Source organism: Streptomyces sp. NPDC038200 (assembly GCF_055600785.1).
On record NZ_JBVJYH010000004.1, the window covers coordinates 305136 to 330055 of the forward strand.

Annotated in this window: 20 protein-coding genes; 4 read left to right on the top strand and 16 right to left on the bottom strand. The window is 72.8% G+C overall.

The genetic code is table 11. The annotated features are described in order from the left end of the window. Positions 1–103 precede the first annotated feature (103 nt). Positions 104–1249 (bottom strand): carbohydrate kinase family protein, encoded by a 1146-nt coding sequence (locus tag ACZ7KF_RS11205; protein WP_471072244.1) that lies wholly within the window; start codon positions 1247–1249, stop codon positions 104–106. 453 nt (positions 1250–1702) lie between these two features. On the opposite strand from ACZ7KF_RS11205, the gene ACZ7KF_RS11210 reads away from it, so the two are divergent. Beyond that, positions 1703–2983 (top strand): MFS transporter, encoded by a 1281-nt coding sequence (locus ACZ7KF_RS11210; protein ID WP_471071677.1) that lies wholly within the window; start codon positions 1703–1705, stop codon positions 2981–2983. Here the strand turns inward: ACZ7KF_RS11210 and ACZ7KF_RS11215 are convergent. The 10 genes from ACZ7KF_RS11215 to hrcA form a co-directional block, all read right to left on the bottom strand. Continuing rightward, the gene (locus ACZ7KF_RS11215; RefSeq protein WP_471071680.1) at positions 2956–3960 is read right to left on the bottom strand and encodes an adenosine deaminase; all 1005 of its coding nucleotides are present in this window, start codon (positions 3958–3960) and stop codon (positions 2956–2958) included. The genes ACZ7KF_RS11210 and ACZ7KF_RS11215 overlap by 28 nt on opposite strands. A gap of 20 nt (positions 3961–3980) precedes the next feature. Further along, the gene (locus ACZ7KF_RS11220) at positions 3981–4886 is read right to left on the bottom strand and encodes a ribonuclease Z (RefSeq protein WP_471071683.1); all 906 of its coding nucleotides are present in this window, start codon (positions 4884–4886) and stop codon (positions 3981–3983) included. A 6-nt stretch (positions 4887–4892) separates the two neighbouring features. Then, entirely contained in the window at positions 4893–5246 is a 354-nt protein-coding gene (locus tag ACZ7KF_RS11225) for a histidine triad nucleotide-binding protein (RefSeq protein WP_471071686.1), read from the bottom strand. Between the two features lie 121 nt (positions 5247–5367). Further along, entirely contained in the window at positions 5368–8508 is a 3141-nt protein-coding gene (locus ACZ7KF_RS11230; RefSeq protein WP_471072247.1) for a S41 family peptidase, read from the bottom strand. Positions 8509–8657: 149 nt separating this feature from the next. After that, positions 8658–8831, bottom strand: coding sequence for a hypothetical protein (locus tag ACZ7KF_RS11235; protein ID WP_471071689.1), 174 nt, complete (start codon positions 8829–8831; stop codon positions 8658–8660). Positions 8832–8969: 138 nt separating this feature from the next. Beyond that, positions 8970–9362: a VOC family protein gene (locus tag ACZ7KF_RS11240; RefSeq protein ID WP_471071692.1), complete on the bottom strand. Its 393-nt coding sequence runs from the start codon at positions 9360–9362 to the stop codon at positions 8970–8972. Positions 9363–9379: 17 nt separating this feature from the next. Further along, complete coding sequence (locus ACZ7KF_RS11245; protein ID WP_471071695.1) at positions 9380–10120, bottom strand: 16S rRNA (uracil(1498)-N(3))-methyltransferase; 741 nt, start codon at positions 10118–10120, stop codon at positions 9380–9382. After that, a complete protein-coding gene (locus tag ACZ7KF_RS11250; protein WP_471071698.1) occupies positions 10117–11205 on the bottom strand; it encodes a nitronate monooxygenase in 1089 nt (362 codons plus the stop codon). Before ACZ7KF_RS11250 ends, ACZ7KF_RS11245 begins: the two co-directional genes overlap by 4 nt. Positions 11206–11305: 100 nt before the next feature. Further along, on the bottom strand, positions 11306–12442 hold the full coding sequence (gene dnaJ / locus ACZ7KF_RS11255) for a molecular chaperone DnaJ (RefSeq protein WP_471071700.1): 1137 nt from the start codon (positions 12440–12442) through the stop codon (positions 11306–11308). Next, entirely contained in the window at positions 12443–13459 is a 1017-nt protein-coding gene (hrcA, locus tag ACZ7KF_RS11260) for a heat-inducible transcriptional repressor HrcA (RefSeq protein WP_471071703.1), read from the bottom strand. Between the two features lie 162 nt (positions 13460–13621). Here hrcA and ACZ7KF_RS11265 point away from each other — a divergent pair, with 162 nt between their 5' ends. Together ACZ7KF_RS11265 and ACZ7KF_RS11270 are read left to right on the top strand one after the other, a co-directional pair. Further along, positions 13622–14344, top strand: coding sequence for an MBL fold metallo-hydrolase (locus ACZ7KF_RS11265; protein ID WP_471071706.1), 723 nt, complete (start codon positions 13622–13624; stop codon positions 14342–14344). A gap of 55 nt (positions 14345–14399) precedes the next feature. Then, positions 14400–15212 carry a DUF3097 domain-containing protein gene (locus ACZ7KF_RS11270; RefSeq protein ID WP_471071709.1) on the top strand — a complete coding sequence of 271 codons (813 nt, stop codon included), beginning with the start codon at positions 14400–14402 and terminating at the stop codon, positions 15210–15212. A 102-nt stretch (positions 15213–15314) separates the two neighbouring features. Here ACZ7KF_RS11270 and hemW read toward each other — a convergent pair whose 3' ends face one another. The 4 genes from hemW to lepA all read right to left on the bottom strand — a co-directional run bounded on the left by hemW (position 15315) and on the right by lepA (position 22780). Then, entirely contained in the window at positions 15315–16547 is a 1233-nt protein-coding gene (gene hemW, locus ACZ7KF_RS11275; protein ID WP_471071712.1) for a radical SAM family heme chaperone HemW, read from the bottom strand. 27 nt (positions 16548–16574) lie between these two features. Then, the gene (locus ACZ7KF_RS11280) at positions 16575–18395 is read right to left on the bottom strand and encodes a SpoIIE family protein phosphatase (RefSeq protein ID WP_471072250.1); all 1821 of its coding nucleotides are present in this window, start codon (positions 18393–18395) and stop codon (positions 16575–16577) included. 374 nt (positions 18396–18769) lie between these two features. Next, entirely contained in the window at positions 18770–20644 is a 1875-nt protein-coding gene (locus ACZ7KF_RS11285) for an AMP-dependent synthetase/ligase (protein WP_471071715.1), read from the bottom strand. A 261-nt stretch (positions 20645–20905) separates the two neighbouring features. Continuing rightward, a complete protein-coding gene (lepA, locus tag ACZ7KF_RS11290; protein WP_471071718.1) occupies positions 20906–22780 on the bottom strand; it encodes a translation elongation factor 4 in 1875 nt (624 codons plus the stop codon). 226 nt (positions 22781–23006) lie between these two features. Here lepA and rpsT point away from each other — a divergent pair, with 226 nt between their 5' ends. Beyond that, positions 23007–23273, top strand: coding sequence for a 30S ribosomal protein S20 (gene rpsT, locus ACZ7KF_RS11295; protein ID WP_089106790.1), 267 nt, complete (start codon positions 23007–23009; stop codon positions 23271–23273). Positions 23274–23791: 518 nt separating this feature from the next. Here the strand turns inward: rpsT and holA are convergent. Further along, the gene (gene holA, locus ACZ7KF_RS11300; protein ID WP_471071721.1) at positions 23792–24781 is read right to left on the bottom strand and encodes a DNA polymerase III subunit delta; all 990 of its coding nucleotides are present in this window, start codon (positions 24779–24781) and stop codon (positions 23792–23794) included. Between the last annotated feature and the right edge of the window lie 139 nt (positions 24782–24920).

Genomic DNA, 24920 nt, shown 5'->3' on the forward strand with positions numbered 1-24920 from the left:
GCGCTTCCTCCTTGTGACGGCCGCCTAGCTGAGGGCGGCCTCGCGCTATCAAGAGTACGACGGGGGGCTGACAAGCCCGTAGGGCTTTTCCGCGGAACGCCTCTCAGCCGGCCCGGCCGAACCCGATGGTCGGCACGGCCCGCCGCAGCGGCCAGGGCCGGTCCAGCACCTCCGGCACCAGCCCCTCCAGGAACGCGTACCTCTGCAACGCCTTCGGTTCCTGGCCCGGCAGGGACTGCACGCGCCGCCACCACGCCCCGATCTCCGACCACCCCGGCGCCGACAGGGACCCACCGAACTCCTGCACCGACAGCGCGGCCGTCAGCCCGGCGAAGGCCAGCCGGTCCGCCAGCGGCCATCCCGCCAGGGAGCCCGTGACGAACCCGGCGACGAACACGTCGCCCGCTCCGGTCGGGTCCAGGGCCTCCACGGCGATCGCGGGCACCTCGGCGGCCTCTCCCGTGCGGCGGTCCACCGCGTAGGCCCCCTCCTCCCCGAGGGTCACCACGGCCACCGGCACGTGCTCGGTCAGGGCGTGGGCGGCCAGCCGCGGGCAGTCGGCGCCGGTGTACCGCTTCGCCTCCTCCGCGTTGGGCAGGAACGCCTCGCAGTGCTCCAGGTCGGCGAGGCCGGACAGGTCCCAGGCGCCCGTCTCGTCCCAGCCGACGTCGGCGAAGATGCGGGTGCCCGCGCGGGCGGCCTCGGCGATCCACGGCGCGCTCCGGCCCGGGGTGAGGGAGGCGACGGCGGCCCGCGCGCGGGGCGGGCGGGCGGGGGCCCCGTCCTGGAGGAACACGGCCTCGGGCGGCGGCTCGTGGCCGTGGGAGACCATGGTCCGCTCGCCCTCGTAGGCCATGGAGACGGTCACCGGGGAGTGCCAGCCGGGTACGGTCCGCGAGGACGAGAGGTCGATGCCCTCGCCCCGTTCCAGCGCGTCCCAGCAGTACTCGCCGTAGTGGTCGTCGCCGAAGGCCGCGGCGAGCGCGGTCCGCAGGCCGAGCCGGGCCAGGGCGGCGGCCATGTTGGCGACCCCGCCGGGGCTGGAGCCCATGCCCCGGGCCCAGGACTCGGTGCCGCGCACCGGCGCCGAGTCCAGGCCGGTGAAGATGATGTCGAGGAAGACCGTGCCGGTGAGATAGACGTCCCAGGGCGGATCGCCGGGGGCGCGCAGTGCGGCGAGCGGGTCGACCTGGGACTGGCAGCGCCGCGCTGCCTGTGTGAGGTGTTCCGGTTCCTCTCCGGTCAGCATGTGCGACGGCGTCACGGTGCGCTCCCTGGCGTGGTGCGGTTCTGGCCAGTGTGCACCAGGTGACCCACCGGGATCCCGCGCGGCGCCCTTCATCGACGGGGCGTCACGGTGACCACGCCCCCGATCGCCCGCGGGGGTACGGCCGTTGCGCGCCCCGGACGTCGAGCGGCGGCACGCCGGCGACCGGGATCCGCGTCCACCGTGCCTCCGCGAGGAGGAGGTCGGCCGGGACGGGGGCTTCTTTTTGCGCAGATCGTCGGCATACAAGAAGAAGCGCCGATCACTTCTACCCTCCCCCGCCATCCTCAAACACTTCCGTGTCCTGGATCACACCCACCGGTCTTCTTCCGGAACCACGTGCTTGATACAACTTGCTCGCGCGTTCCTGTCCGTCGACGGTCGTCGCCCATCCCCCTTTCCGAGCCGCTTCTTTCGCCTGCCCTGGGAACGCCCGTGTCCGCCCCCCGCACCCTGCCCTGGCCCCTCGTCGCCCTTTTCACGGCCGGGTACCTCGCCCCCTATCTGCTGCCCACCACCGTCGGACGGCTCGACAGCGGGCTGCCGCTCACCGCCACCCAGGCCGGCGCCATCGGCAGTGCCCTGCTGCTGAGTTCGGCGACCGCCGGCTTCCTGCTGGCCTCCCGGGTGGACCGGATCGGCCCCCGCGCCCTCGCCCGCGCCGGCCTCGCCCTCGCCGCCCTCGGCTACGGCGGCGCCGCCCTCACCGGCTCCGTACCGGCCGTCGTCGCGGGCGCGGTCGCGGGCGGATTCGGATCGGGCACGGTCACCGCGGTGGCCGCGAGCGGCATCGCCGGCCAGCGTGACCCGCACCGGGTCACCACGCTGGGCCTGCTGGGCGTCTCCGCCCTCGCCGGTGCCCTGTATCTGACGATCCCTCACCTCGGCCCCGGCCACGGCTTCCCCCTGGCCGCCATCGCGCTGACCGCGCTCGCCGTCTGGCCGCTCACCGCCCGGCTGTCCGGCAGTACGGCACCGGCCCGTACGGCCGTCGCGCAGGGCCGGCTCCCGCATCCAGGGGCCGGGCTGCTGCTGGCCGCCATGATGCCGTTCTGGTCCCTGACCCAGAACTCCCTGTGGGGGGTCAGCGGGCGGATCGGGCTCGATCAGGCCGGTCTCTCCGAGGTCACCGTCGGCGCGGTGTTCGCGGTCGCGCTCGGCGCCGGACTCGTCGGGGTCGTCGGCGCGGGCACGCTGGGGCAGCGGCTGGGGCGGGCCATGCCCATCGGCGCCGGTACGGCACTGATCGCGGGCTGTATCGCGCTCAGCGCGTCCGCGCGGGACCTCCCGGCCTTCGCGGCGGGCGAGATCTCCTGGAACCTGCTGTACCCGATCGTCCTGTCGTACGTCATCGGCCTCGCCGCCTCCCTCGACCCGCGCGGTCGCTGGGCGGTCCTGGTCGGCTCGGCCTCCTCCCTGGGGACGGCGGCGGGGCCGCTGACCGGGAGCGTGCTGGCGGCGGGCGCGGGCTTCCCGGCGATGGGAAGGGTGCTCGGCGCCGGGTTGCTGCTGGTCGCCGTACCCATGACGGCGGTGGCACTGCGGGCCGGCAGGCGCCCCCTGACCGTCCCGGAGATCCCCCTCGCCGAGATTCCCGTCGCCGAGATTCCCGTCGCGGACATTCCCGTCGTGGAGATCCCCGTCGTGGAGATCCCCGTGGAGACGCCCGTCGTGCCCGCGCGGCGCGCCTACGACACCGCGTCGCCGAACACGTAGGCGTCGACCTCGGCGAGGTAACGGGCCCTGCGCTCCTCGTCGTCCTCCAGGAAGGAGGCGAGGAAGGAGTTGCGGGCCAGCTCGCGCAGCCGGTCCTCGCCCAGGCCCAGGGTCTGCCGGACCGCCGTGAAGTTGTCGCCCGCGTACCCGCCGAAGTACGCCGGGTCGTCGGAGTTGACCGTGCACAGCAGACCGGCGTCGAGCATGGCCGGCAGCGGGTGGTCGGCCAGGGTCTCCACGGCGCGCAGCCGGACGTTGGACAGCGGACACAGGGTGAGCGGAATCCGCTCCCGGACCAGCCGCTCGACCAGCTCCGGGTCCTCCAGACAGCGCAGGCCGTGGTCGACGCGCTCCACGCCGAGCACGTCCAGCGCCTCCGTGATGTAGGCCGGCGGCCCCTCCTCGCCGGCGTGCGCGACCCGGCGCAGCCCGAGCGCGGCGGCGGTCGCGTAGACCTCCCGGAACTTCGCCGGCGGATGCCCGACCTCGGCGGAGTCCAGGCCGATGCCGGTGATCCGGTCCAGGTACGGCGTCGCGGCCTGCAACGTCTCCAGCGCCGAGTCGGCGGACTCGTCGCGCAGGAAGCACATGATGAGCTTGGTGGAGACGCCGTGGTTCCGCTCGCTGCTGCCGAGCGCCCGCCACAGCCCCTCCACGACCGTGCCGAGGCTCAGGCCCCGCGCGATGTGGGCCTGCGGGTCGAAGAAGATCTCCGCGTGCCGCACGCCCTGCGCGGCGGCCCGGGCGAGGTAGGCGTTCGCCAGGTCGGCGAAGTCCTGCTCGGTGCGCAGGACGGCCATCAGCTCGTAGTAGAGGTTCAGGAAGGACTGGAGATCCTTGAACCGGTAGGCCGTGCGGAGTTCGCCGGTGTCCGCGTACGGAAGGGTCACACCGTTGCGGGCGGCCAGCTCGAACGCCAGCTCCGGCTCCAGAGTGCCTTCGATGTGGAGGTGCAGTTCTGCTTTCGGGAGGGGCATCAAAGCATCGTACGGGTGCTTTACCGCCGTTTCGGAACCGGCACTCGCTGCAGGTCGTACGCCACGGTCAGCTCTCCGGTGAACCCCGCCGCCCGCGCCTGCCGCTCGAACTCCTCGGGGTCCGGGTAGCGCTGGCTGAAGTGGGTGAGGACGAGGTGCCGGACACCGGCGTCCCGGGCCACGGCGGCGGCCTGCCCGGCCGTCAGATGCCCGTGGTCGACGGCCAGTTCGACGTCCTCGTCGAGGAACGTGGACTCGATGACGAGCAGGTCGCAGCCCTCCGCGAGCGCGTGCACGCCGTCGCAGAGCCGGGTGTCCATGACGAACGCGAACCGCTGCCCGCGCCGCACCTCGCTGACGTCCTCCAGCGTGACGTCCCCGATCCGCCCCTCGCGCTGCAGGCGGCCCACGTCCGGGCCGGCGACGCCGTGCGCGGCGAGCCGGTCGGGCAGGATGCGGCGGCCGTCGGGCTCGATCAGGCGGTAGCCGTAGGACTCGACCGGGTGGGAGAGCCTGCGGGCTTCCAGGGTGTACGAGGGGGTCACCGCGAGGATGCCGTCGGCGGCGACCGGGGCCTCGGTGAGGGCGACCGTCTCCCGGTAGGCGGTCGCGTGGCGCAGCCGCTCGAAGAAGTGCTGCCCGGAGCGCGGGTAGTGCGCGGTGACCTCGTGCGGCACCTGGTCCAGGTTGATCCGCTGGATGACGCCCGCGAGGCCGAGGGAGTGGTCGCCGTGGAAGTGCGTGACGCAGATCCGGTTGAGGTCGTGGGCGGCGACCCCGGCGCGCAGCATCTGCCGCTGTGTGCCCTCGCCGGGGTCGAACAGGAGGCCCTCGCCGTCCCACCTCAGCAGGTAGCCGTTGTGGTTGCGGTGCCGGGTCGGGACCTGGCTGGCGGTGCCGAGGACCACCAGTTCACGGACGGACATGAGGAGTTACCCGGGCGGCCACTGCAGGCCACGGCCGCCGAGGACGTGGGCGTGGGCGTGCCAGACGGTCTGGCCGGCACCGCTGCCGGTGTTGAAGACGAGGCGGTAGCTGTCCAGCTTCTCCTCGTCGGCGACGGCCTTGGTCTCGGCGAGGACGTCGGCGGCCACCTGCGGGGCGCTCGCGGCGAGTTCGGCCGCGTTCTCGTAGTGCGCCTTGGGGATCACCAGGATGTGCGTGGGCGCCTGGGGGTTTATGTCCCGGAAGGCCACGGTGGTCTCGGTCTCGCGGACGATCGTCGCCGGGATCTCGCCCGTGACGATCTTGCAGAACAGGCAGTCGTTCTGCGCTTCGCCGGCCATACGCTGCGCTCGCTTTCGCCGATGATCGGTACGGGGGGCAATCGTAGTCGTTCGGGTGGGGCCCGGCGGGGCGTGATCCCGCTCCGCGGCGGGGCCGCGGCCCGGTACGGCCCCGCGCCTCTCAGGAGGGCATCGCCGGCGGTGTCTTCGCGGGGCTGTCCTCCAGTGCCTCCAGCGCGAGGGCGATCGCCGCGTCCAGCTGGGCGTCCGTGCCGGACACCCAGTCCTGTGGCCGCTGCACGACCTCCACGTCCGGGTCCACGCCGTGGTTCTCCACGTCCCAGCCCTGCCCCTCCAGCCAGATCGCGTACTTCGGCTGGGTCACCAGCGTGCCGTCGACCAGGTGGTAGCGGCTGTCGATGCCGATGACACCGCCCCAGGTGCGGGTGCCGACGACCGGGCCGATGCCGAGGGCCTTGATCGCCGCGTTGACGATGTCGCCGTCGGATCCGGAGAACTCGTTGGCGACGGCGACGACCGGACCGCGGGGGGCGTCGAGCGGGTAACTGGTGGGGCGCATGCCGCGCGGGAGGTCCCAGCCGATGATCCGGCGGGCCAGCTTCTCCACGACGAGCTGGGAGGTGTGGCCGCCGCGGTTCTCCCGGACGTCGACCACCAGGCCCTCCCGGGTCACCTCCACGCGCAGGTCGCGATGGATCTGGGCCCAGCCGGGGGCCTGCATGTCGGGGACGTGCAGGTAGCCGAGCCGGCCGCCGGAGGCCGCGTGGACATGGGCGCGGCGGTCGGCCACCCAGGCGTGGTAGCGCAGGGGTTCCTCGTCGGCGACGGGGACGACGACGGTGTGCCTCGGTTCGCCGCCGCCGGCCGGGGAGACGGTCAGTTCCACGGGGTGGCCGGCCGTGCCGACGAGGAGCGGGCCGGGGCCCGTCACCGGGTCCACGGCGTGACCGGCCACGGCGACGATCGCGTCACCGGGGCGTACGGCGACCCCGGGCGCGGCGAGCGGGGAGCGGGCGTCGGGGTCGGAGGTCTCCGACGGGAGGATCCGGTCGATGCGCCAACTGCCGTCCGGGTGCCGGGAGACGTCGGCGCCGAGCAGGCCGTGCCGGGCGCCGCCGGAGCCGCCGCGCGGGGTGACGTAGGCGTGCGAGGTGCCGAGTTCGCCGTGCACCTCCCAGAGCAGGTCGACCAGGTCGCTGTGGGTGGCGAGGCGGCGCAGGAGGGGGCGGTAGCGGTCGAGGACGCCGGTCCAGTCGACGCCGCCGAGGTCGGGCCGCCAGTAGTGGTCGCGCATGAGGCGGCCGGTCTCGTCGTACATCTGCCGCCACTCGGCGGCCGGGTCGACGGTCTGCCGGACCCGGGCGAGGTCGACGGTGACGCTGGTGTCGCCGTCGTCGTCGCCGCCGGTGCGCCGGTCGCTGGGCACGACCCGGAGCCGGCCTTCGGTCCACAGCAGGACGCGTTTGCCGTCGCCGCTGACCTCGAAGTGGTCGGCGGCGGAGGCGAGGTGCTCCAGGCGGCGCTGGGCGAGGTCGTAGCGCTCCAGCTCGGTGTGCGGGTCGGGGTCCTCGGGGTGGGCGCGGGCGGCCCCGAGGACGCCCTGCACGGGGTGGCGCAGCCACAGGACTCCGTCCTTGGCGGCGCGCAGGGTGGAGTAGCGGCCGGCCTCCACCGGGAAGGGCACGATCCGGTCGGCGAGCCCCTCGGGGTCGATACGGGTGGCGGGGGTCCCCTCGCCGTCGGGTGTCTCGTCCTTGTCGGGGGCCTCGAAGGGGCGGCCGTGGCGTTGCGGGCCGAAGGGCGAGGGCGTGGTGGCGGCCAGGGTGATCAGGTGCGGGCGGGCGCCGACCACGAACGCCAGATCGAAGACGTGTTCGTCGTAGACCGGGTCGAAGGCGCGGTTGGAGAGGAACGCGAGGTGTTTGCCGTCGAGGGTGAAGGCGGGCGCGTAGTCCTGGAAGCGCAGCTGGGTCGCCTCGGTGACCGAGAGGTCGGTGGTGTGGGCGATGCGCAGCTGGGAGAGCGGTCGGGGGCCGGGGTGGGCCCAGGCGAGCCAGGCGGAGTCGGGCGAGAAGGCGAGGCCGGAGACCTCGCCGTCGTCGCTGCGGTCGACCTCGCGAACCTCGCCGGTCTCCCGCTCGACGAGCAGCAGCCGGCCGTCGTGCGCGGCGACGGCGGCCCGGCTGCCGTCGGGTGCCACAGCCAGCTCCAGGACCCGGCCGAGCTGTCCGGCGGCGAGCCGGCGCGGCGGGGCACCGAGCACGGTGCCGGTGGCGGGGGCGAACTCCAGGGCGTCCTCGCCCTCGGCGTCGGTCACCCACACCGCCCATTCCTCGCCCTCGGCGCGGAAGGCGCGCGGCATCCGGGCGCGGACGCCGGGGGTGGCGGACAGGGCGCGGGCGGGACCGGAGCGGTGGGTGACCCAGTGGACCCCGCCGCGCACGCACACGGCGCTGCCGCGTGCGGTGTGGTCGGGAGACGCCTCGCCGAACCAGCGGGGGGCGTTGACCGGGTACGGCCGCAGGTCGACGCGGGGTCCGCCGAGGCGTACGTCGAGCCGGCGCGGCTCGGCGCCCTCCAGGTCGTCCAGCAGCCACAGTTCACCGCCCGAGCTGTAGACGACCCGGGTGCCGTCGCCGGCCGCGTGCCGGGCGTAGAAGCCGTCGAGAGGGGTGTGCCGGCGCAGGTCGGAGCCGTCGGCGAGGGAGGAGTACAGCGCGCCGGTGCCCTCGTGGTCCGAGAGGAAGGCGATCCGGTCGCCCGCCCACACCGGGAACTCGATGTTCCCGGCCAGGTCCTCGTGCAGCCGCGCGAACTCCCCGTCCCCCTCCCGGTCGATCCACAACTTGCCCGCGGTGCCGCCGCGGTAGCGTTTCCAGTAGGCGGCCTCGCGGCCCATCGGCGCGGACAGCAGCACGGTGGCCGGCCCGAAGGCCACGCTGCCGACCGGGCCGTACGGCAGGGCCTCGGCCGGTCCGCCGTCCAGCGGGACGGCGTGCGCCCAGGTCTGCCGGAAGCTGGGCCGGCCGTGCGCGCCCAGCGCGAGCACCCGCCCGTCCGGGGTCCAGCCGCGCACCTCCGTGCGGCGGTTGCCCCAGTACGTCAGCCGCCGCGCGGGGCCGCCTTCGACCGGGGCGACATGCACCTCGGGGGCTCCGTCGCGGGTGGAGGTCCAGGCCAGGTGCCGTCCGTCCGGTGATATCCGGGGCAGGGTCACCGGCGTGTTGTCGGCACTGACCCGCCAGGCCCGGCCGCCGTCGAGCGGTGCGAGCCAGACGTCGTCCTCGGCGACGAAGGTCACCAGGTCGCCGTGCAGATGGGGGTACTGGAGATAGGCGGAGTCCGCCGTGTCCCGTGTGGTTGCCGTCGTTGCCGTGGTTCCCGTCGAAGCGCCCTGAGTCACCCCGTCACTCTACGCAGCGACCGGCACGGCCCGCTCCCGGTTTCCGATCACTTGCCCGGCACGGGCCACACCGTCCGTGCGACGGTGACGGTCACGGCGGGCGTCGGCTGTCCCGCGGTGGGCGGGTGGTACGTCGCTCCGGATCCCGCGGCGCAGTTCCCGAGCCCGCCGACGTGGAACACCCGTCTGCCGTCGACCTCGCCCGTCAGGTCCCCGCGCACCCAGGCACCGTCGACGGCCCCGTCACCAGCCCGGTGACGACGATCTTCCGCCCGTCGTCCGTCTCGCCCCGGCGGTCGACGGAGACGACGGTGGCCCCGGTCGGCGCGGGCCGGCCGCCTGGGCGTCGCGGCCGGCCGTCAGCCGCGCAGCAGCAGCCACTCCTGGAGCTCGACCAGGTTGCCCTCCGGGTCCTTGAGGTGGGCCACGCGCATGCGGTCGGTCATGGGGGCCGGGCCGTGCAGCAGGACCGCGCCCCGGGACACGATCTCCGCGCAGTAGGCGTCGAGGTCGTCGACGCGCAGGACGACCAGGGAGCGGTGACCGGTGGCGGTCTCCCCCAGCTCGTTCAGGACCTCGGCCATCATCACCCGGTCCTGCAACGCGATCCCGGCGGAGCCGGTGTGCGGGCTGAACTTCTCGTACGGGCCCTCGGTCGCCCCGGACTGCGGCTTGAGCCCGAGGACGTCGGCGTAGAAGCGGTAGCAGGCCGCGAAGTCGGTGACCAGGAGCCGGACTTGGGCGAGTTCCACGATGTCCCCCTGACGGTTCAGGACCAGCGGCCGGTGCGGCCCAGGAGCAGGGCCGCGGCGGCGGTGCCGGCGGTGGATGTGCGCAACACGGTGGGCCCGAGGACGTAGGGCCGGGCACCGGCCTCCGCGAAGAGCGCCAGTTCCTCGGGGGCGACGCCGCCTTCGGGACCGACGACCAGCACGATCTCCCCCGCGGCCGGGAGTTCGGCGGTGGCGAGGCGTTCGTCACCGCTCTCGTGGAGCACGGCGGCGAAGTCCGCCCGGGCGAGCAGCGCGGCCACCTGCTTGGCCGTCGCCGCGTCCGCGACCTCGGGGAAGCGGACCCGGCGGGACTGCTTGCCGGCCTCGCGGGCGGTGGCCCGCCACTTGCCGAGCGCCTTCAGTCCGCGCTCGCCCTTCCACTGGGTGATGCAGCGGGACGCCTGCCAGGGCACGATCGCGTCGACGCCGACCTCGGTCATGGTCTCGACGGCGAGTTCACCGCGGTCACCCTTGGGCAGGGCCTGCACGACGGTGATCCGCGGGGCCGGCGGCGGCTCCTCGTGCACGGACTCCAGGTCCGTGACGACCAGCCGGTCCTTGCCCTCGGCGGCCTTGACGACCCCTTCCGCCCAGCGTCCGCGCCCGTCGGTGAGGACCACGTCCTCGCCCGGCCGGAGCCGCTTCACGGAGACGGCGTGTCGTCCCTCGGGACCGTCGAGCACGAACTCGGGCCCGATCGGGTCGAGTCGGTCCACGACGAAGACGGGAGCGGTCATCGCGGGCCGCCTCCGGTCCGCGGCAGGTCGGACAACGCTGTCCCGGCTTCGGCGAGTTCGGCCGCCAGCACCTCCACCAGTTCCCCGGCCGGCAGATCCCGGGCCAGCCGGTGGCCCTGTCCCGCCCACAGCGCCATGCCCTGCGCGTCCCCGGCCTTGGCGGCGGCCTTGCGCAGCGGCGAGGTGAGGTGGTGGACCTCCGGGTAGGCGGCGGGGGCGTACGGGCCGTGCTCGCGCAGGAAGCGGTTGACCAGTCCGCGGGCCGGGCGGCCGGAGAAGGCGCGGGTCGACTCGGTGCGCGCGAACAGGGGGTTGGTCAGCGCCTGCTTGTGCAGGGCGTGCGCGCCGGACTCGGGGGTGGCGAGGAACGCGGTGCCCAGCTGGGCGGCGCTCGCGCCCGCCGCGAGGGCGGCGGCGATCTGGCTGCCGCGCATGATGCCGCCCGCGGCGACGATCGGGATGCGCACGGCCTCCCGGACCTGCGCGATCAGCGACAGCAGGCCGATGCCGGAGCCGTCGTTCTCCGGCAGATCCCGGTGGGTGCCCTGGTGGCCGCCGGCCTCCGCGCCCTGCGCGATGACCGCGTCCGCCCCGGCCCGCTCGACCGCGCGGGCCTCCTCGGCGGTGGTGGCGGTGACCAGGGTGACGGTCCCGGCCCGGCGCAGCTTGTCGAGCACCTCCCGGCTCGGCACCCCGAAGTGGAAGGAGACCACCGGGACGGGGTTGTCGAGCAGGACGGCGAGCTTGGCGTCGTAGCCGTCGTCCCGGCCGCTGTCCGGGTCGCCCAGCTCGGTCTCGTACCACGCGGCCTCACCGGCCAGCTGGTGCGCGTACACCTCGACGGCCCCGGACTCGGCGTGCTCCGGCTGCGGCATGAACACGTTGACGCCGAAGGGACGGCTCGTGAGCCCCCTGAGCTGCTTGATCTCCTGGTACATGCCGTCGGCGGTCTTGTAGCCGGCGGCGAGGAACCCGAGGCCGCCGGCCTCGGAGACGGCGGCGACGAGCTGCGGGACGGAGACACCGCCCGCCATGGGGGCCTGCACGATCGGGTGGGGGCAGAGACCGGTCAGCGCGGAGGACATGACCGCATGTTGTCACGTCCTCCGTACAAGTCCGAATCCGGGCTTCCATGGGCATAGGACAGAGGCATACGGGGTGCGGAAGCACCCCGTATGTCACGGCTCAGCGCCCGTTGAAGGCGTCCTTCAGCCGGGAGAACAGCCCCTGCTGACCTGGCTGGAACTGTCCCTGCGGCCGCTCCTCGCCCCGGAGCTTGGCCAGCTCGCGCAGCAACCGCTCCTGCTCGGGGTCGAGCTTGGTCGGGGTGGTGACCTCGACGTGCACGATCAGGTCGCCCCGGCCGCCGCCGCGCAGATGCGTGACGCCCCGGTTGTGCAGCGGGATCGACTGGCCGGACTGGGTGCCGGGCCGGATGTCGACCTCCTCCAGGCCGTCCAGCGTCTCCAGCGGCACCTTGGTGCCGAGGGACGCCGCGGTCATCGGGATGGTGACCGTGCAGTGCAGGTCGTCGCCGCGCCGCTGGAACATCGGGTGCGGCAGCTCGTGGATCTCGACGTACAGGTCGCCGGCCGGTCCGCCGCCGGGGCCGACCTCGCCCTCGCCCGCGAGCTGGATCCGGGTGCCGTTGTCCACACCGGCCGGGATCTTGACCGTGAGGGTGCGGCGGGAGCGGACGCGGCCGTCGCCGGCGCACTCGGGGCACGGGGTCGGCACGACCGTGCCGAAGCCCTGGCACTGGGGGCAGGGCCGGGAGGTCATGACCTGGCCCAGGAAGGACCGGGTGACCTGGGAGACCTCGCCCCGTCCGCGGCACATGTCACACGTCTGGGCGGACGTGCCCGGGGCCGCGCCCTCACCGTTGCAGGTGTTGCAGACGACCGCGGTGTCGACCTGGATGTCCTTGGTCGTCCCGAAGGCCGCCTCGTCCAGCTCGACCTCGATCCGGATCATCGCGTCCTGGCCGCGCCGGGTGCGCGAGCGCGGGCCGCGCTGCGACGCCGTGCCGAAGAACGCGTCCATGATGTCGGAGAAGTTGCCGAAGCCGCCCGCGCCGAAGCCGCCCGCGCCGGCCCCTCCCGACTGGGAGAGCGGGTCGCCGCCGAGGTCGTAGACCTGCTTCTTCTGCGGGTCCGACAACACCTCGTAAGCGGCGTTGATCTCCTTGAACCGCTCCTGGGTCTTCGGGTCGGGGTTGACGTCCGGGTGCAGCTCGCGCGCGAGCCGACGGAACGCCTTCTTGATCTCATCCTGCGACGCGTCGCGGCGCACGCCGAGAACGGCGTAGTAGTCCGTGGCCACTTACGACTCCGCCAGGATCTGTCCGACGTACCGTGCCACTGCGCGTACCGCTCCCATCGTTCCCGGGTAGTCCATGCGGGTCGGTCCGACCACGCCGAGCTTGGCGACTGCCTCGCCGCCCGAACCGTAGCCGACCGACACGACGGAGGTGGAGTTGAGTCCTTCATGGGCGTTCTCGTGGCCGATGCGCACGGTCACGCCCGGGTCCTTCGCCTCGCCCAGGAGCTTGAGGAGCACGACCTGCTCCTCGAGGGCCTCCAGGACGGGCCTGATCACAAGGGGGAAGTCGTGCCCGAAGCGGGTGAGATTGGCGGTACCGCCGATCATCAGCCGCTCCTCGTTCTCCTCGACGAGTGTCTCCAGCAGAGTGGAGAGCACCGTGGAGACCGTACCGCGGTCCTCCGCCTCGAAGGCGTCCGGCAGGTCCTCGACCAGCCTCGGCACATCGGTGAACCGGCGGCCCGCGACCCGGCTGTTCAGCCGTGCCCGCAGATCCGCCAGCGAGGCCTCCCCGAACGGCGCCGGGCAGTCGACCATCCGCTGCTCGACCCGGCCGGTGTCCGTGATCAGCACGAGCATCACGCGCGCGGGAGCGAGCGAGAGCAGCTCCACGTGCCGGACGGTGGACCGGATCAGGGACGGGTACTGCACGACCGCGACCTGCCGGGTCAGCTGCGCCAGCAGCCGCACCGTCCGCGCGACGACGTCGTCGAGGTCGACGGCGCCCTCCAGGAAGTTCTGGATCGCGCGGCGCTCGGGCGCGGTCATCGGCTTCACGCCCGCAAGCTTGTCCACGAACAGCCGGTAACCCTTGTCGGTGGGGATGCGCCCCGCACTCGTGTGCGGCTGCGCGATGTACCCCTCGTCCTCCAGGGCCGCCATGTCGTTGCGGACGGTCGCCGGGGAGACACCGAGGTTGTGCCGCTCGGTGAGCGCCTTGGAACCGACCGGTTCCTCGGTGCCCACATAGTCCTGGACGATGGCGCGCAGTACCTGAAGCCTGCGTTCACTCAGCATTCGCGCGCACCTCCAGCACGTCGTCCCCTCGTCCCTGCGGATCGTCCGCCTGGCACTCTTCGCATGTGAGTGCCAGCATTCCCCGGCCCAGTGTACGGCTGTCGGGTACACACTGGGCAAGGTCGGGCCGCCGTTCCGGCTCGTACCGCTAGCGTCGCCGGTATGACCGTGACTTGGGAAGAGCTGGGGTGGGAACGGCTGGCCGCCGGGGTGGGGCGGTGCCGGCTGCCCGGCTGGGACTGCACCGCGGGGCTGGTGCTGGGCGGGGGCACGGCGCTCATGGTGGACGCGGGGTCGAGTCTGGCCGAGGGGTCCCGGCTGCGGGCGCAGGCGGAGGAACTGGCCGGCGGCCGTGTGACCCATCTCGCGCTGACGCACCCCCATTTCGACCACGTCTTCGGGGCGCCGGCGTTCGCCGGCGTCCAGGTGTACGCGGCGGTGGGTCTGGACGCGGTGCTCGCGTACGAGCGCGAGGAGCTGCGCCTGGACGCGGTCAGGAACGGTCTGGGGGCGGCGGACGCGGACGAGGCGGCCGAGACGCTGGTCCCGCCCGGCCATCTGGTCTCCGGCGAGTGGACGCTCGACCTCGGCGACGGCCGGCAGGCGCTGCTGGCCAACGTGGGTCCCGGGCACACCGCGCACGATCTGGCGGTCCTGGTGCCGGGGGATCCGGAGGTGGTGTTCTGCGGCGACCTGGTGGAGGAGTCCGGGGAGCCGCAGGCGGGTCCGGACGCGGTCCCCTCACGCTGGCCGGACGCGCTCGACCGGCTGCTGGCGCTGGGCGGCGAGGAGGCGCTGTACGTGCCCGGACACGGGGCGGTGGTGGACGCGGGGTTCGTACGGCGGCAACGCGACGCGCTGGCAACGCGGTTCGGCGTGAGCTGAGCCACTCCCGGCGTGTCGTGGGCGCCGGTGCGCGGCTTCTCCTATCGTCATCCGAATGCGCCAGTACTCCGCCGACCTGACCCCGCCCTGGAAGAAGCCGACGCCCGTGCCGGAGGTTCCGGCCGAGCCGGGTCTGGTGGTGGAGGAGCCCGGCACCGGGTTCTGCGGGGCGGTGATCCGCTGCGAGGCGGGCACGGTGACCCTGGAGGACCGCTTCGGCAAGCACCGGGTGTTCCCGCTGGAGCCGCGCGGCTTCCTGCTGGAGGGCAGGGCGGTGACGCTGGTCCGGCCGTCCTCGGCTCCGGCACGGCCCACCCGTACGGCTTCCGGCTCGGTCGCCGTCCCGCAGGCACGCGCGCGGGTGGCCCGCGCCGGCCGCATCTACGTCGAGGGCCGGCACGACGCCGAGCTGGTCGAGAAGGTGTGGGGCGACGACCTGCGCATCGAGGGCGTGGTCGTGGAGTATCTGGAGGGCGTGGACGACCTGCCGGCGATCGTGGAGTCCTTCGCCCCGGGCCCGGACGCCCGTCTGGGCGTGCTGGTGGACCATCTGGTGCCGGGCAGCAAGGAGTGGCGGATCGCGGAGTCGGTGACGAGCGACCACGCGCTGGTGGTCGGCCACCCGTACATCGACATCTGGCAGGCGGTGAAACCGGCCTCGCTGGGCATCGCGGCGTGGCCGGACGTGCCCAGGGGGCAGGACTGGAAGACGGGCGTGTGCCGGGCGCTGGGCTGGCCGCCGGAGAACACCGGGGCGGTGTGGCAGGCGATCCTGAAGCGGGTGGGCTCCTACAAGGACCTGGAGCCGGAGCTGCTGGGGAGGGTGGAGGAACTGATCGACTTCGTCACGGGCAGCGGTGGGGCGTGAGTCGTCCCCGTGGCCTGACCGTCCGCAACGTCCCGTCGGCGGCAGCCCACGAACCACACGGGGGCCGCACCGGCGTTCCGGGGGACTCACTCGCCCGAGTGATCAGTCCACCAGATCCCGCACCACCGCGTCCGCCAGCAGCCGCCCCCGCAGCGTGAGCACCGCCCGCCCCTCGGCGTACGGCCCCTCCTGGAGCAGTCCGTCCGCCAGCGCCCGGCGGGAAGCCGCGTGGCCGTCCTCCTTCAGCAGGGACAGCGGCACCCCCTCCCGCAGCCGCAGCTCCAGCAGGATCCGCTCCACCCTCCGGTCCTCGTCGGACAGCAGCTCACGGCCCGCGCCCGGGGAGCGGCCGGCGGCGAGGGCGGCCGCGTAGGCGCCCGGGTGCTTGACGTTCCACCAGCGCACCCCGCCCACGTGCGAGTGCGCGCCCGGTCCGGCGCCCCACCAGTCGGCACCGCGCCAGTACAGCTCGTTGTGCAGGCAGCGGCCCGCCTCGGAGGTGGCCCAGTTGGAGACCTCGTACCAGTCGAAGCCCGCCTCGGCCAGCCTCTCCTCGGCGATCAGATAGCGGTCGGCGTGCACGTCGTCGTCGGTCATCGGCACCTCGCCGCGGCGGATGCGGCGGGCGAGCTGGGTGCCTTCCTCGACGATGAGCGCGTAGGCGCTGACATGGTCGGGGCCGGCCGCGATCGCCGCGTCCAGCGAGGCCCGCCAGTCGTCGTCGCTCTCCCCCGGTGTGCCGTAGATCAGGTCCAGGTTGACGTGGTCGAAGCCCGCGGCCTTCGCTTCCGCGACGCACGCCTCGGGGCGGCCGGGGGTGTGGGTGCGGTCGAGGATCCTCAGCACGTGCTGCTTCGCGCTCTGCATGCCGAAGGAGATCCGGTTGAAGCCGCCCTCGCGGAGGGTGGCGAGGTAGGCGGGGTCGACGGACTCCGGGTTCGCCTCCGTGGTGACCTCGGCGTCCGGTGCGAGCCCGAACTCGTCCCGGATCACGGCCAGCATCCGGACGAGGTCGTCGGCGGCCAGCAGGGTCGGCGTACCGCCGCCGACGAAGACCGTACGGACCTCGCGCGGGTCGTCGCCCAGCACCTTCCGCGCCAGCCGGACCTCGTCCGCGAGGGTGTCCGCGTAGTTGTCCCGGGAGGCCAGCACCCCGCCCGTGCCGCGCAGCTCGGTCGCGGTGTACGTGTTGAAGTCGCAGTAGCCGCAGCGGGTGGCGCAGTACGGGACGTGCAGGTAGAAGCCGAGCGGCCGGTCGGCCGCCCCGGCGAGCGCGGGCGCGGGCAGCGCGCCGTCGGCGGGGACGGGCTCGCCGTCGGGGAGTGCGGAAGGCATGCCTTCCATTGTCCAGCACCGGGGGCGTTACTCCGCCTGGAGCACCAGCAGGGCCAGATCGTCCTCGGGCAGGCCGCCGCCGAAGTCGTGGACCAGGCGGCGGATCCTTTCGGCGATCAGCTCGGCGCTGAGCCCGGCGCAGCCGGACAGGGCGCGGGCGAGGCCGTCGCCGTCGTCGAACTGGCGGGAGCCGGAGCGCCGCTCGGTCACCCCGTCGGTGACGCACAGCAGGCTGTCACCGGGCCGCAGCTCCAGGGTCTCGCTGGTGTACGTCTCGTCCTCCACGACGCCGAGGAGGGTCTGCGGGCGGGCGGCGGTGCGCACGGTGCCGTCGGGGCCGAGGACGAGCGGCAGCGGGTGGCCGGCGGAGGCGAGGGTGCAGCGGACCCCGCCGTCGTGAGGGGTCAGCTCGCCGTAGAGCAGGGACAGGAAGCGGGTCTGCGCGCCGTCCCCGGAGGCCAGGGGCCGGCCGCCGGCGGCGACCAGGGCGCGGGCGGCGGCGTCGGCGGCCTCGGTGGCGTCGTCCAGCAGGAGCTGGTTGAGGCGGTCCAGGACGTCGGCGACCCGGTAGCCCTCGCGGGCGAGGAGACGCAGCCAGGGGCGGGCGAGGCCGATCACCACGGCCGCCTCCGGTCCCTTGCCCTGGACGTCGCCGACGGCGAAGCACCAGCGGCCGTCGCCCGCCGGGAACAGGTCGTAGAAGTCGCCGCTCGGACCGCCCTTGTCGCAGGGCTCGTAGACGAGTGCGCTGCTCACACCCGGGATCTCGGCGACCGCGCCGGGCAGCAGTCCGCGCTGGAGGACGGCGCTGATGGTGGCCTGGCGGGCGTACTGGCGGGCCGCGCCGATGGCCAGGGCGACCCGTCGGCCGAGGTCCTCCACCAGGCCGGTGACCTCGTCGGGGAAGCCCATCAGGCCGCACCTGCCGATGACCAGCGTGCCGAGCGGCCGGCCGCCCGCGATCAGCCGGTACGACAGCGCCGTCCCGTGGGTGCCCTGCGGGCCGAGCGCATGGCCGGGCCAGGGGTAGGGCTCGGGGCCGGAGCGCACCCCGTCCGGCGGGCCCGGCGGCTCCTTCTCCAGGGCGCACCGCAGCTCCTCGATGCGGGCCTCGCTGGCGTGCCACACCCGGGCGGGCCCGCCGCCGGCGCCGCCGCGCACGGACGCCTCGTCCTCCAGCCACACCGCGCACCAGTCGGCGAGCCGGGGCACGATCAGCTGGCCGGTGAGCGCGGCGACCAGGTTCTCGTCCAGCTGTCCGGCGAGCAGGTCGGAGGCCTCGGCGAGGAAGGACAGGGCGCCCCGGCCGAGCCAGTCCCGGTCGCCGTCGGCGCGGTGCGGCTGGGGGGCGAGGTCCTCGGCGACCTCCAGGGCGGGATCCGGGGCGGGGCCGTCGAGTGCCTCGCTGCCGCCCGGGGGCAGCCGGGCCCACACGGTCTTGGCGCCGGTGCGGTAGGTGACGCCCCAGGACTCCGCGAGGGTGGCGACGAGGCGCAGGCCGCGCCCGTACTCGGGGGTGTCGTACGGTCCCTCGCCGCTCGTCGCGTCCCGGGGGGCGCGGGAGGGGTGCTGGTCGCACACCTCGACCACGAAGGCGCCGGTCTCCTCCAGCCGCCAGTCGACCTGCACGTCGGTGCCGGCGTGCACGACGGCGTTGGTCACCAGCTCGCTCACCACGGCCAGAGCGTCCTCGGCCAGCCGGACGGAGACCCCGGGCGCCTGGTCCAGCGCGGCACGCACCAGCGCGCGGGCCGCACCCGGGGCGAGGGGGCTCCCGGGCAGTGTGGCCCGGCCCCGCGTCTCGCCGGGCCGGGTCTCGCTCTCCCGCTGCGTCGGTATGGCCGCCATGTCCATGGCGCCACGATGACAGAGCGCGGGCGCTCATATGCGCTGAGTCAACGAAGTGGGCAGAAATGGCAAGCTTTCGAGCGCCGGTGAGCGCAAATTCCCACGGGTGCGGGGGCCGCACGACCACCCGCGAACGGGCCGCCGACGAGCCGCGGACGAGCCATGAACGCCCCGCGGCCGACGGCGGGCCCTCGGCCGGTGGGCCCCTGCGGCCGGTGGCGGGCCCTCGGCCGGTGGGCCCCTGCGGCCGGTGGCGGGCCGAGCCGAGGGCCGCTGGGGGCCGCCGGCCGCCCTCTCGCGGGTCGGCGCCATGCCTTCCGCGAGCCGGCGCAGGCCCCTGCGAGGCCCGGCGCCGGCCCTTACCGGGGTCGGCTCTAGGCCTCCCGCGTGCCGGAGTACATCTCCTCGATGAGGTGCTTGTACTCGCGCTCCACCACCGGCCGCTTCAGCTTCAGACTCGGCGTGATCTCGCCGTGCTCCACATCGAGGTCCCGCGGCAGCAGCCGGAACTTCTTGATGGTCTGCCAGCGCTGCAGCCCCTCGTTGAGCTGCTTGACGTACCCGTCGACCATCTCGACCGTCTGCGGCGCGGCGACGATCTCCGCGTACGGCCTGCCCTCCAGGCCGTTCCCCTTCGCCCACTCCTCGATCGCGAGTTCGTCCAGGGCGATGAGGGCGGTGCAGTAGTTCCGGTCGGCGCCGTGCACGAGGATGTTGGACACGTACGGGCACACCGCCTTGAACTGGCCCTCGACCTCGGCGGGAGCGACGTACTTGCCGCCGGAGGTCTTGATGAGGTCCTTCTTGCGGTCGGTGATGCGCAGATAGCCGTCGGGCGACAGCTCGCCGATGTCCCCGGTGTGGAACCAGCCGTCGGACTCCAGCACCTCGGCGGTCTTGTCGGACAGCTTGTGGTAGCCCTCCATGATGCCGGGGCCGCGCAGCAGGATCTCGCCGTCCTCGGCGATACGGACCTCGGTGCCGGGCAGCGGCTTGCCGACCGTGCCGGTGCGGTAGGCCTCGCCCGGGTTGACGAAGGAGGCCGCGGAGGTCTCGGTGAGGCCGTAGCCCTCCAGGATGTGGATGCCGGCGCCGGCGAAGAAGTAGCCGATCTCCGGGGAGAGCGCGGAGGCTCCGGAGACACAGGCGCGCAGCCGGCCGCCGAAGGCCTCGCGGAGCTTGCCGTAGACGAGGGTGTCGGCCACCTTGTGCTTGGCGGCGAGTCCGAAGGGCGCCGAGGCGGTGCCGGTGCGACGGAAGTTGTCCTGGGTGACCTTGGCGTACTCGCGGGCGACCTCGGCGGCCCACTGGAAGATCTTGTACTTCGCCGGACCGCCCTCACGGGCCTTCGCCGCGACGCCGTTGTAGACCTTCTCGAAGATGCGCGGCACGGCCGCCATGTACGTCGGCTGCACGACCGGCAGATTCTCGATGATCTTGTCGACCCGGCCGTCGACGGCGGTGACGTGCCCGACCTCGATCTGGCCGGAGGTCAGCACCTTCCCGAAGACGTGGGCGAGCGGCAGCCACAGGTACTGCACGTCCTCCATGGTGACCAGGCCGGTCGCGGCGATCGCCTTCGCCATGTACGCCCAGTTGTCGTGCGGCAGGCGCACGCCCTTGGGCCGGCCCGTGGTGCCGGAGGTGTAGATGAGGGTGGCGAGCTGCTCCTTGGTGATCGCGCCGACCCGCTCCTTGATCAGCTCCGGGTGCTCCTCCAGGTAGGCGGTGCCGCGCTGCTCCAGCTCCGCGAGGGTGATCACCCAGTCACCGGTCTCCGCGCCGGCCGGGTCGATCACCACGACCTTGGTCAGGTCGGGCAGCTCGGCACGCTTCTCCAGGGCCTTGGCGAGCTGGGCCGCGTCCTCGGCGATCAGCACCCGGCTCTCGGAGTCGGAGAGGATGAACGCCGATTCGTCCGCGTTGGTCTGCGGATAGACGGTGGTGGTGGCGCCACCCGCGCACATGATGCCGAGGTCGGCGAGGATCCACTCGACCCGGGTGGAGGAGGCGAGCGCCACCCGCTGCTCGGCCTGGACGCCCAGCTCGATGAGCCCGGCCGCGATCGCGTACACCCGCTGCGCCGCCTCGGCCCAGCTCAGCGACTTCCAGTCGTCGGGTCCCTGGCCCGCGGCCGGCGGCACCGGGTAGCGGTAGGCCTCGGCGTCCGGTGTGGCCGCCACTCGCTCCAGGAAGAGGGCCGCCACGGACGGCGGACGGTTCTCGATCAAGGTCTGTGTGTCGGTCACAACATCCTCCGGGGCCCGCGACGGCGCGGCTGACTCGGTGCGGCTGGGTTAACTCACGGTGGGGGTTTCGGGCTGTTGTTTAACTCGCGAGTAACTATCGAGCAGGGATCAGGGTAAGGCGCGACCGCCCGCTGCGTAAGGGGCTTCGGCCTGTCACTTTCCACGCAGAGCGACGCTACGCACGCGTAGGGGCCCACCGCACTTTCGCACGGCGAGCCCCCACATGACCGGTTTGCGGACGTGACCGGTTGTTACCTCTGGTTACTTCTTGCCCTTGGCCGACCCCGCGCTGTCATCGCTGGACAGGACGGCGATGAAGGCTTCCTGCGGAACCTCCACGGAACCCACCATCTTCATCCGCTTCTTGCCTTCCTTCTGCTTCTCCAGCAGCTTCCGCTTGCGGGAGATGTCACCGCCGTAGCACTTGGCGAGGACGTCCTTGCGGATGGCGCGGATGGTCTCGCGGGCGATGACCCGGGAGCCGATGGCGGCCTGCACCGGCACCTCGAAGGCCTGCCGCGGGATCAGCTCCTTGAGCTTGGCGACGAGCCGTACGCCGTACGCGTACGCCTGGTCCTTGTGGGTGATCGCGGAGAACGCGTCCACCTTGTCGCCGTGCAGCAGGATGTCGACCTTGACCAGGGAGCTGGTCTGCTCGCCCGTGGGCTCGTAGTCCAGCGAGGCGTAGCCGCGGGTCTTGGACTTCAGCTGGTCGAAGAAGTCGAAGACGATCTCCGCGAGCGGCAGCGTGTAGCGGATCTCGACACGGTCCTCCGAGAGGTAGTCCATGCCGAGCAGGGTGCCGCGCCGGGTCTGGCACAGTTCCATGATCGAACCGATGAACTCGGTGGGCGCGAGGATGGTGGCCCGCACGACCGGCTCGAAGACATCGTCGATCTTGCCCTCGGGGAACTCGCTCGGGTTGGTGACCGTGTGCTCGCTGCCGTCCTCCATGACCACGCGGTAGACCACGTTGGGGGCGGTGGCGATCAGGTCGAGGCCGAACTCGCGCTCCAGGCGCTCCCGGATCACGTCCAGGTGCAGCAGGCCGAGGAAGCCGACGCGGAAACCGAAGCCGAGGGCCGCGGAGGTCTCCGGCTCGTAGACCAGGGCGGCGTCGTTGAGCTGGAGCTTGTCCAGGGCCTCGCGCAGCTCGGGGTAGTCCGAGCCGTCCAGCGGATACAGACCGGAGAAGACCATGGGCTTCGGGTCCTTGTAGCCGCCGAGCGCCTCGGTGGCGCCCTTGTGCTGGCTGGTGACCGTGTCACCGACCTTGGACTGCCGGACGTCCTTCACACCGGTGATGAGGTATCCCACCTCACCGACGCCGAGGCCGTCCGCCGGCAGCATCTCCGGCGAGCTGACGCCGATCTCCAGCAGCTCGTGGGTGGCGCCGGTCGACATCATCCTGATGCGCTCGCGCTTGTTGAGCTGGCCGTCGATGACACGGACGTACGTCACGACACCGCGGTAGGAGTCGTAGACCGAGTCGAAGATCATCGCGCGGGCGGGCGCGTCGGCGACCCCGACCGGCGCCGGGATCTCCTTGACGACCTTGTTCAGCAGGGCGTCCACGCCGAGGCCGGTCTTCGCGGAGACCTTGAGCACGTCCTCCGGGTCGCAGCCGACCAGGTTCGCCAGCTCCTCGGCGAACTTCTCCGGCTGCGCGGCCGGCAGGTCGATCTTGTTGAGCACCGGGATGATCGTGAGGTCGTTCTCCATCGCCAGGTACAGGTTGGCGAGGGTCTGCGCCTCGATGCCCTGGGCGGCGTCGACGAGGAGGATGGTCCCCTCGCAGGCGGCCAGCGACCGCGAGACCTCGTACGTGAAGTCGACGTGCCCCGGGGTGTCGATCATGTTGAGGATGTGGGTCGTGCCCTGGTCGGGGCCCTCGGTCGGGGCCCAGGGCAGACGCACCGCCTGGGACTTGATCGTGATGCCGCGCTCGCGCTCGATGTCCATCCGGTCGAGGTACTGAGCACGCATCTGCCGCTGCTCGACCACACCGGTCAGCTGGAGCATCCGGTCGGCGAGCGTGGACTTGCCGTGGTCGATGTGCGCGATGATGCAGAAATTGCGGATCAGAGCCGGGGCGGTACGGCTCGGCTCGGGCACATGGTTAGGGGTCGCGGGCACGCAGGGTCCTGTCTCTTGAGGCGCCTTATGCCTCGGGTCGGATCGTTACGTAGTCTCCATGGTCCCACGGGGAGGGACCGGGGGCCGTTTTGGGAGGTCCGGAGGGCCACTGGTACTGTAGATGGCTGTGCCTCATGCCCTCTCAGCACGAGGCGCGACAGGAAATTTTGGACTCACCGGTACGGGACCTCTGCGGCCCCGCACCAGAACCTGAAAAGGCTCCTTCGTGGCGAACATCAAGTCCCAGATCAAGCGGATCAAGACCAACGAGAAGGCTCGGCTGCGCAACAAGGCCGTCAAGTCCTCCCTGAAGACCGCGGTCCGCAAGGCCCGTGAGGCCGCTGCCGCGGGTGACGTCGAGAAGGCCACCGAGCTGCAGCGCGCTGCCGCGCGTGCGCTCGACAAGGCCGTCTCGAAGGGCGTCATCCACAAGAACCAGGCCGCCAACAAGAAGTCGGCGCTTGCTTCCAAGGTTGCGTCCCTCAAGGGCTGAACTCCTTTCTGATCTGACCGCCGGGAGGATTCAGAGCGGGCCCTCTCTCATCCGCTCCCACCCGGCATTCCCGAGCCTGTACGCGGCCTGCGTTCGCCACGCGGGTACGGGCTCTCCAGCTTGATCCGAAGGCCCCGACACCTCTCCTTTCCCCAAGGCCGGTGCGGGGCCTTCGGCATGCATGGACGCCACGGGCATGCCGGGCGTCGCGATCGGCGTGGGCTGAACGTGCACGGCGGTGATCGGCGTGCCCGGGGTGCGATGGGATGCCGTCGAGGGATGCCGTTCGACGGGAGTGGGAGCGGTCGGGTCACGACCGTGGGTGGGTGCGCCGGCCGGGTCACGACCGTGGGTGGGGCGGCCGGTCACGATCGTGAGTGGGACGCCGCCGGCCGGGTCACGACCTTGGGCGAGGAGCCGCCGCGGCTCGCCGCCTTGCCGGCGGTCTGGCCGCCCCGTCCGTGGGCCGATCGCCGGCTTCCGGCGACGCGTCCGGCCGGGGCGGAGGAGCGGCCGCGTCAGCCCCGGCCCCTGGACCTCGCGGCCCGCGCGATCACCACGACCGCCTTCTCCAACGCGTACTCGGGGTCGTCGCCGCCGCCCTTCACCCCCGCGTCCGCCTCGGCGACCGCTCTGAGCGCCACCGCGACCCCGTCCGGCGTCCAGCCCCGCATCTGCTGCCGCACCCGGTCGATCTTCCACGGCGGCATGCCCAGCTCACGTGCGAGATCGGCCGGCCGCCCACCCCGGGCCGAGGAGAGCTTCCCGATCGCCCGCACACCCTGCGCCAGCGCGCTGGTGATCATCACCGGCGCCACGCCCGTCGCCAGCGACCATCTGAGCGCCTCCAGCGCCTCCGCGGTACGCCCCTCCACGGCCCGGTCGGCGACCGTGAAGCTGGATGCCTCGGCACGCCCGGTGTAGTACCGCCCGACGACCGCCTCGTCGACCGTCCCTTCCACGTCGGCGACCAACTGCGAGACCGCCGAGGCCAGCTCTCGCAGATCGCTCCCGATGGCGTCGCAGAGCGCCTGGCACGCCTCCGGTGTGGCCGACCGCCCGAACGAACGGAACTCCCCCCGCACGAAGGCCAGCCGGTCCGCCGGCTTGGTCATCTTCGGGCAGGCCACCTCCCGCGCCCCCGCCTTGCGCGCGGCATCCAGCAGCCCCTTGCCCTTGGCGCCGCCGGCGTGCAGCAGCACGAGCGTGATCTCCTCGGCGGGCGAGCCGAGATACGCCTTCACGTCCTTGACCGTGTCGGCGGACAGGTCCTGCGCGTTGCGTACGACCACGACCTTGCGCTCGGCGAAGAGCGACGGGCTGGTCAGCTCGGCGAGCGTGCCGGGCTGCAGCTGGTCCGGGGTCAGGTCACGTACGTCCGTGTCGGCGTCGGCGGCCCTGGCGGCGGCCACCACCTCCTGCACGGCACGGTCGAGCAGGAGGTCCTCCTGGCCCACGGCGAGGGTCACCGGGGCGAGAGGGTCGTCATTCGCAGTCTTCCTGGCCATCGCTCAAAGCATCCCACGCGGCACTGACAACGAAGCGGCCCCGCCACCCTGACCGGACCCGGAGCGACCCCCGAACCCGTCTCGGGGGTCACGGCTCCTCACCACAGAGTCGCGGCTTCCCGCACCGAGGCCATGGCTC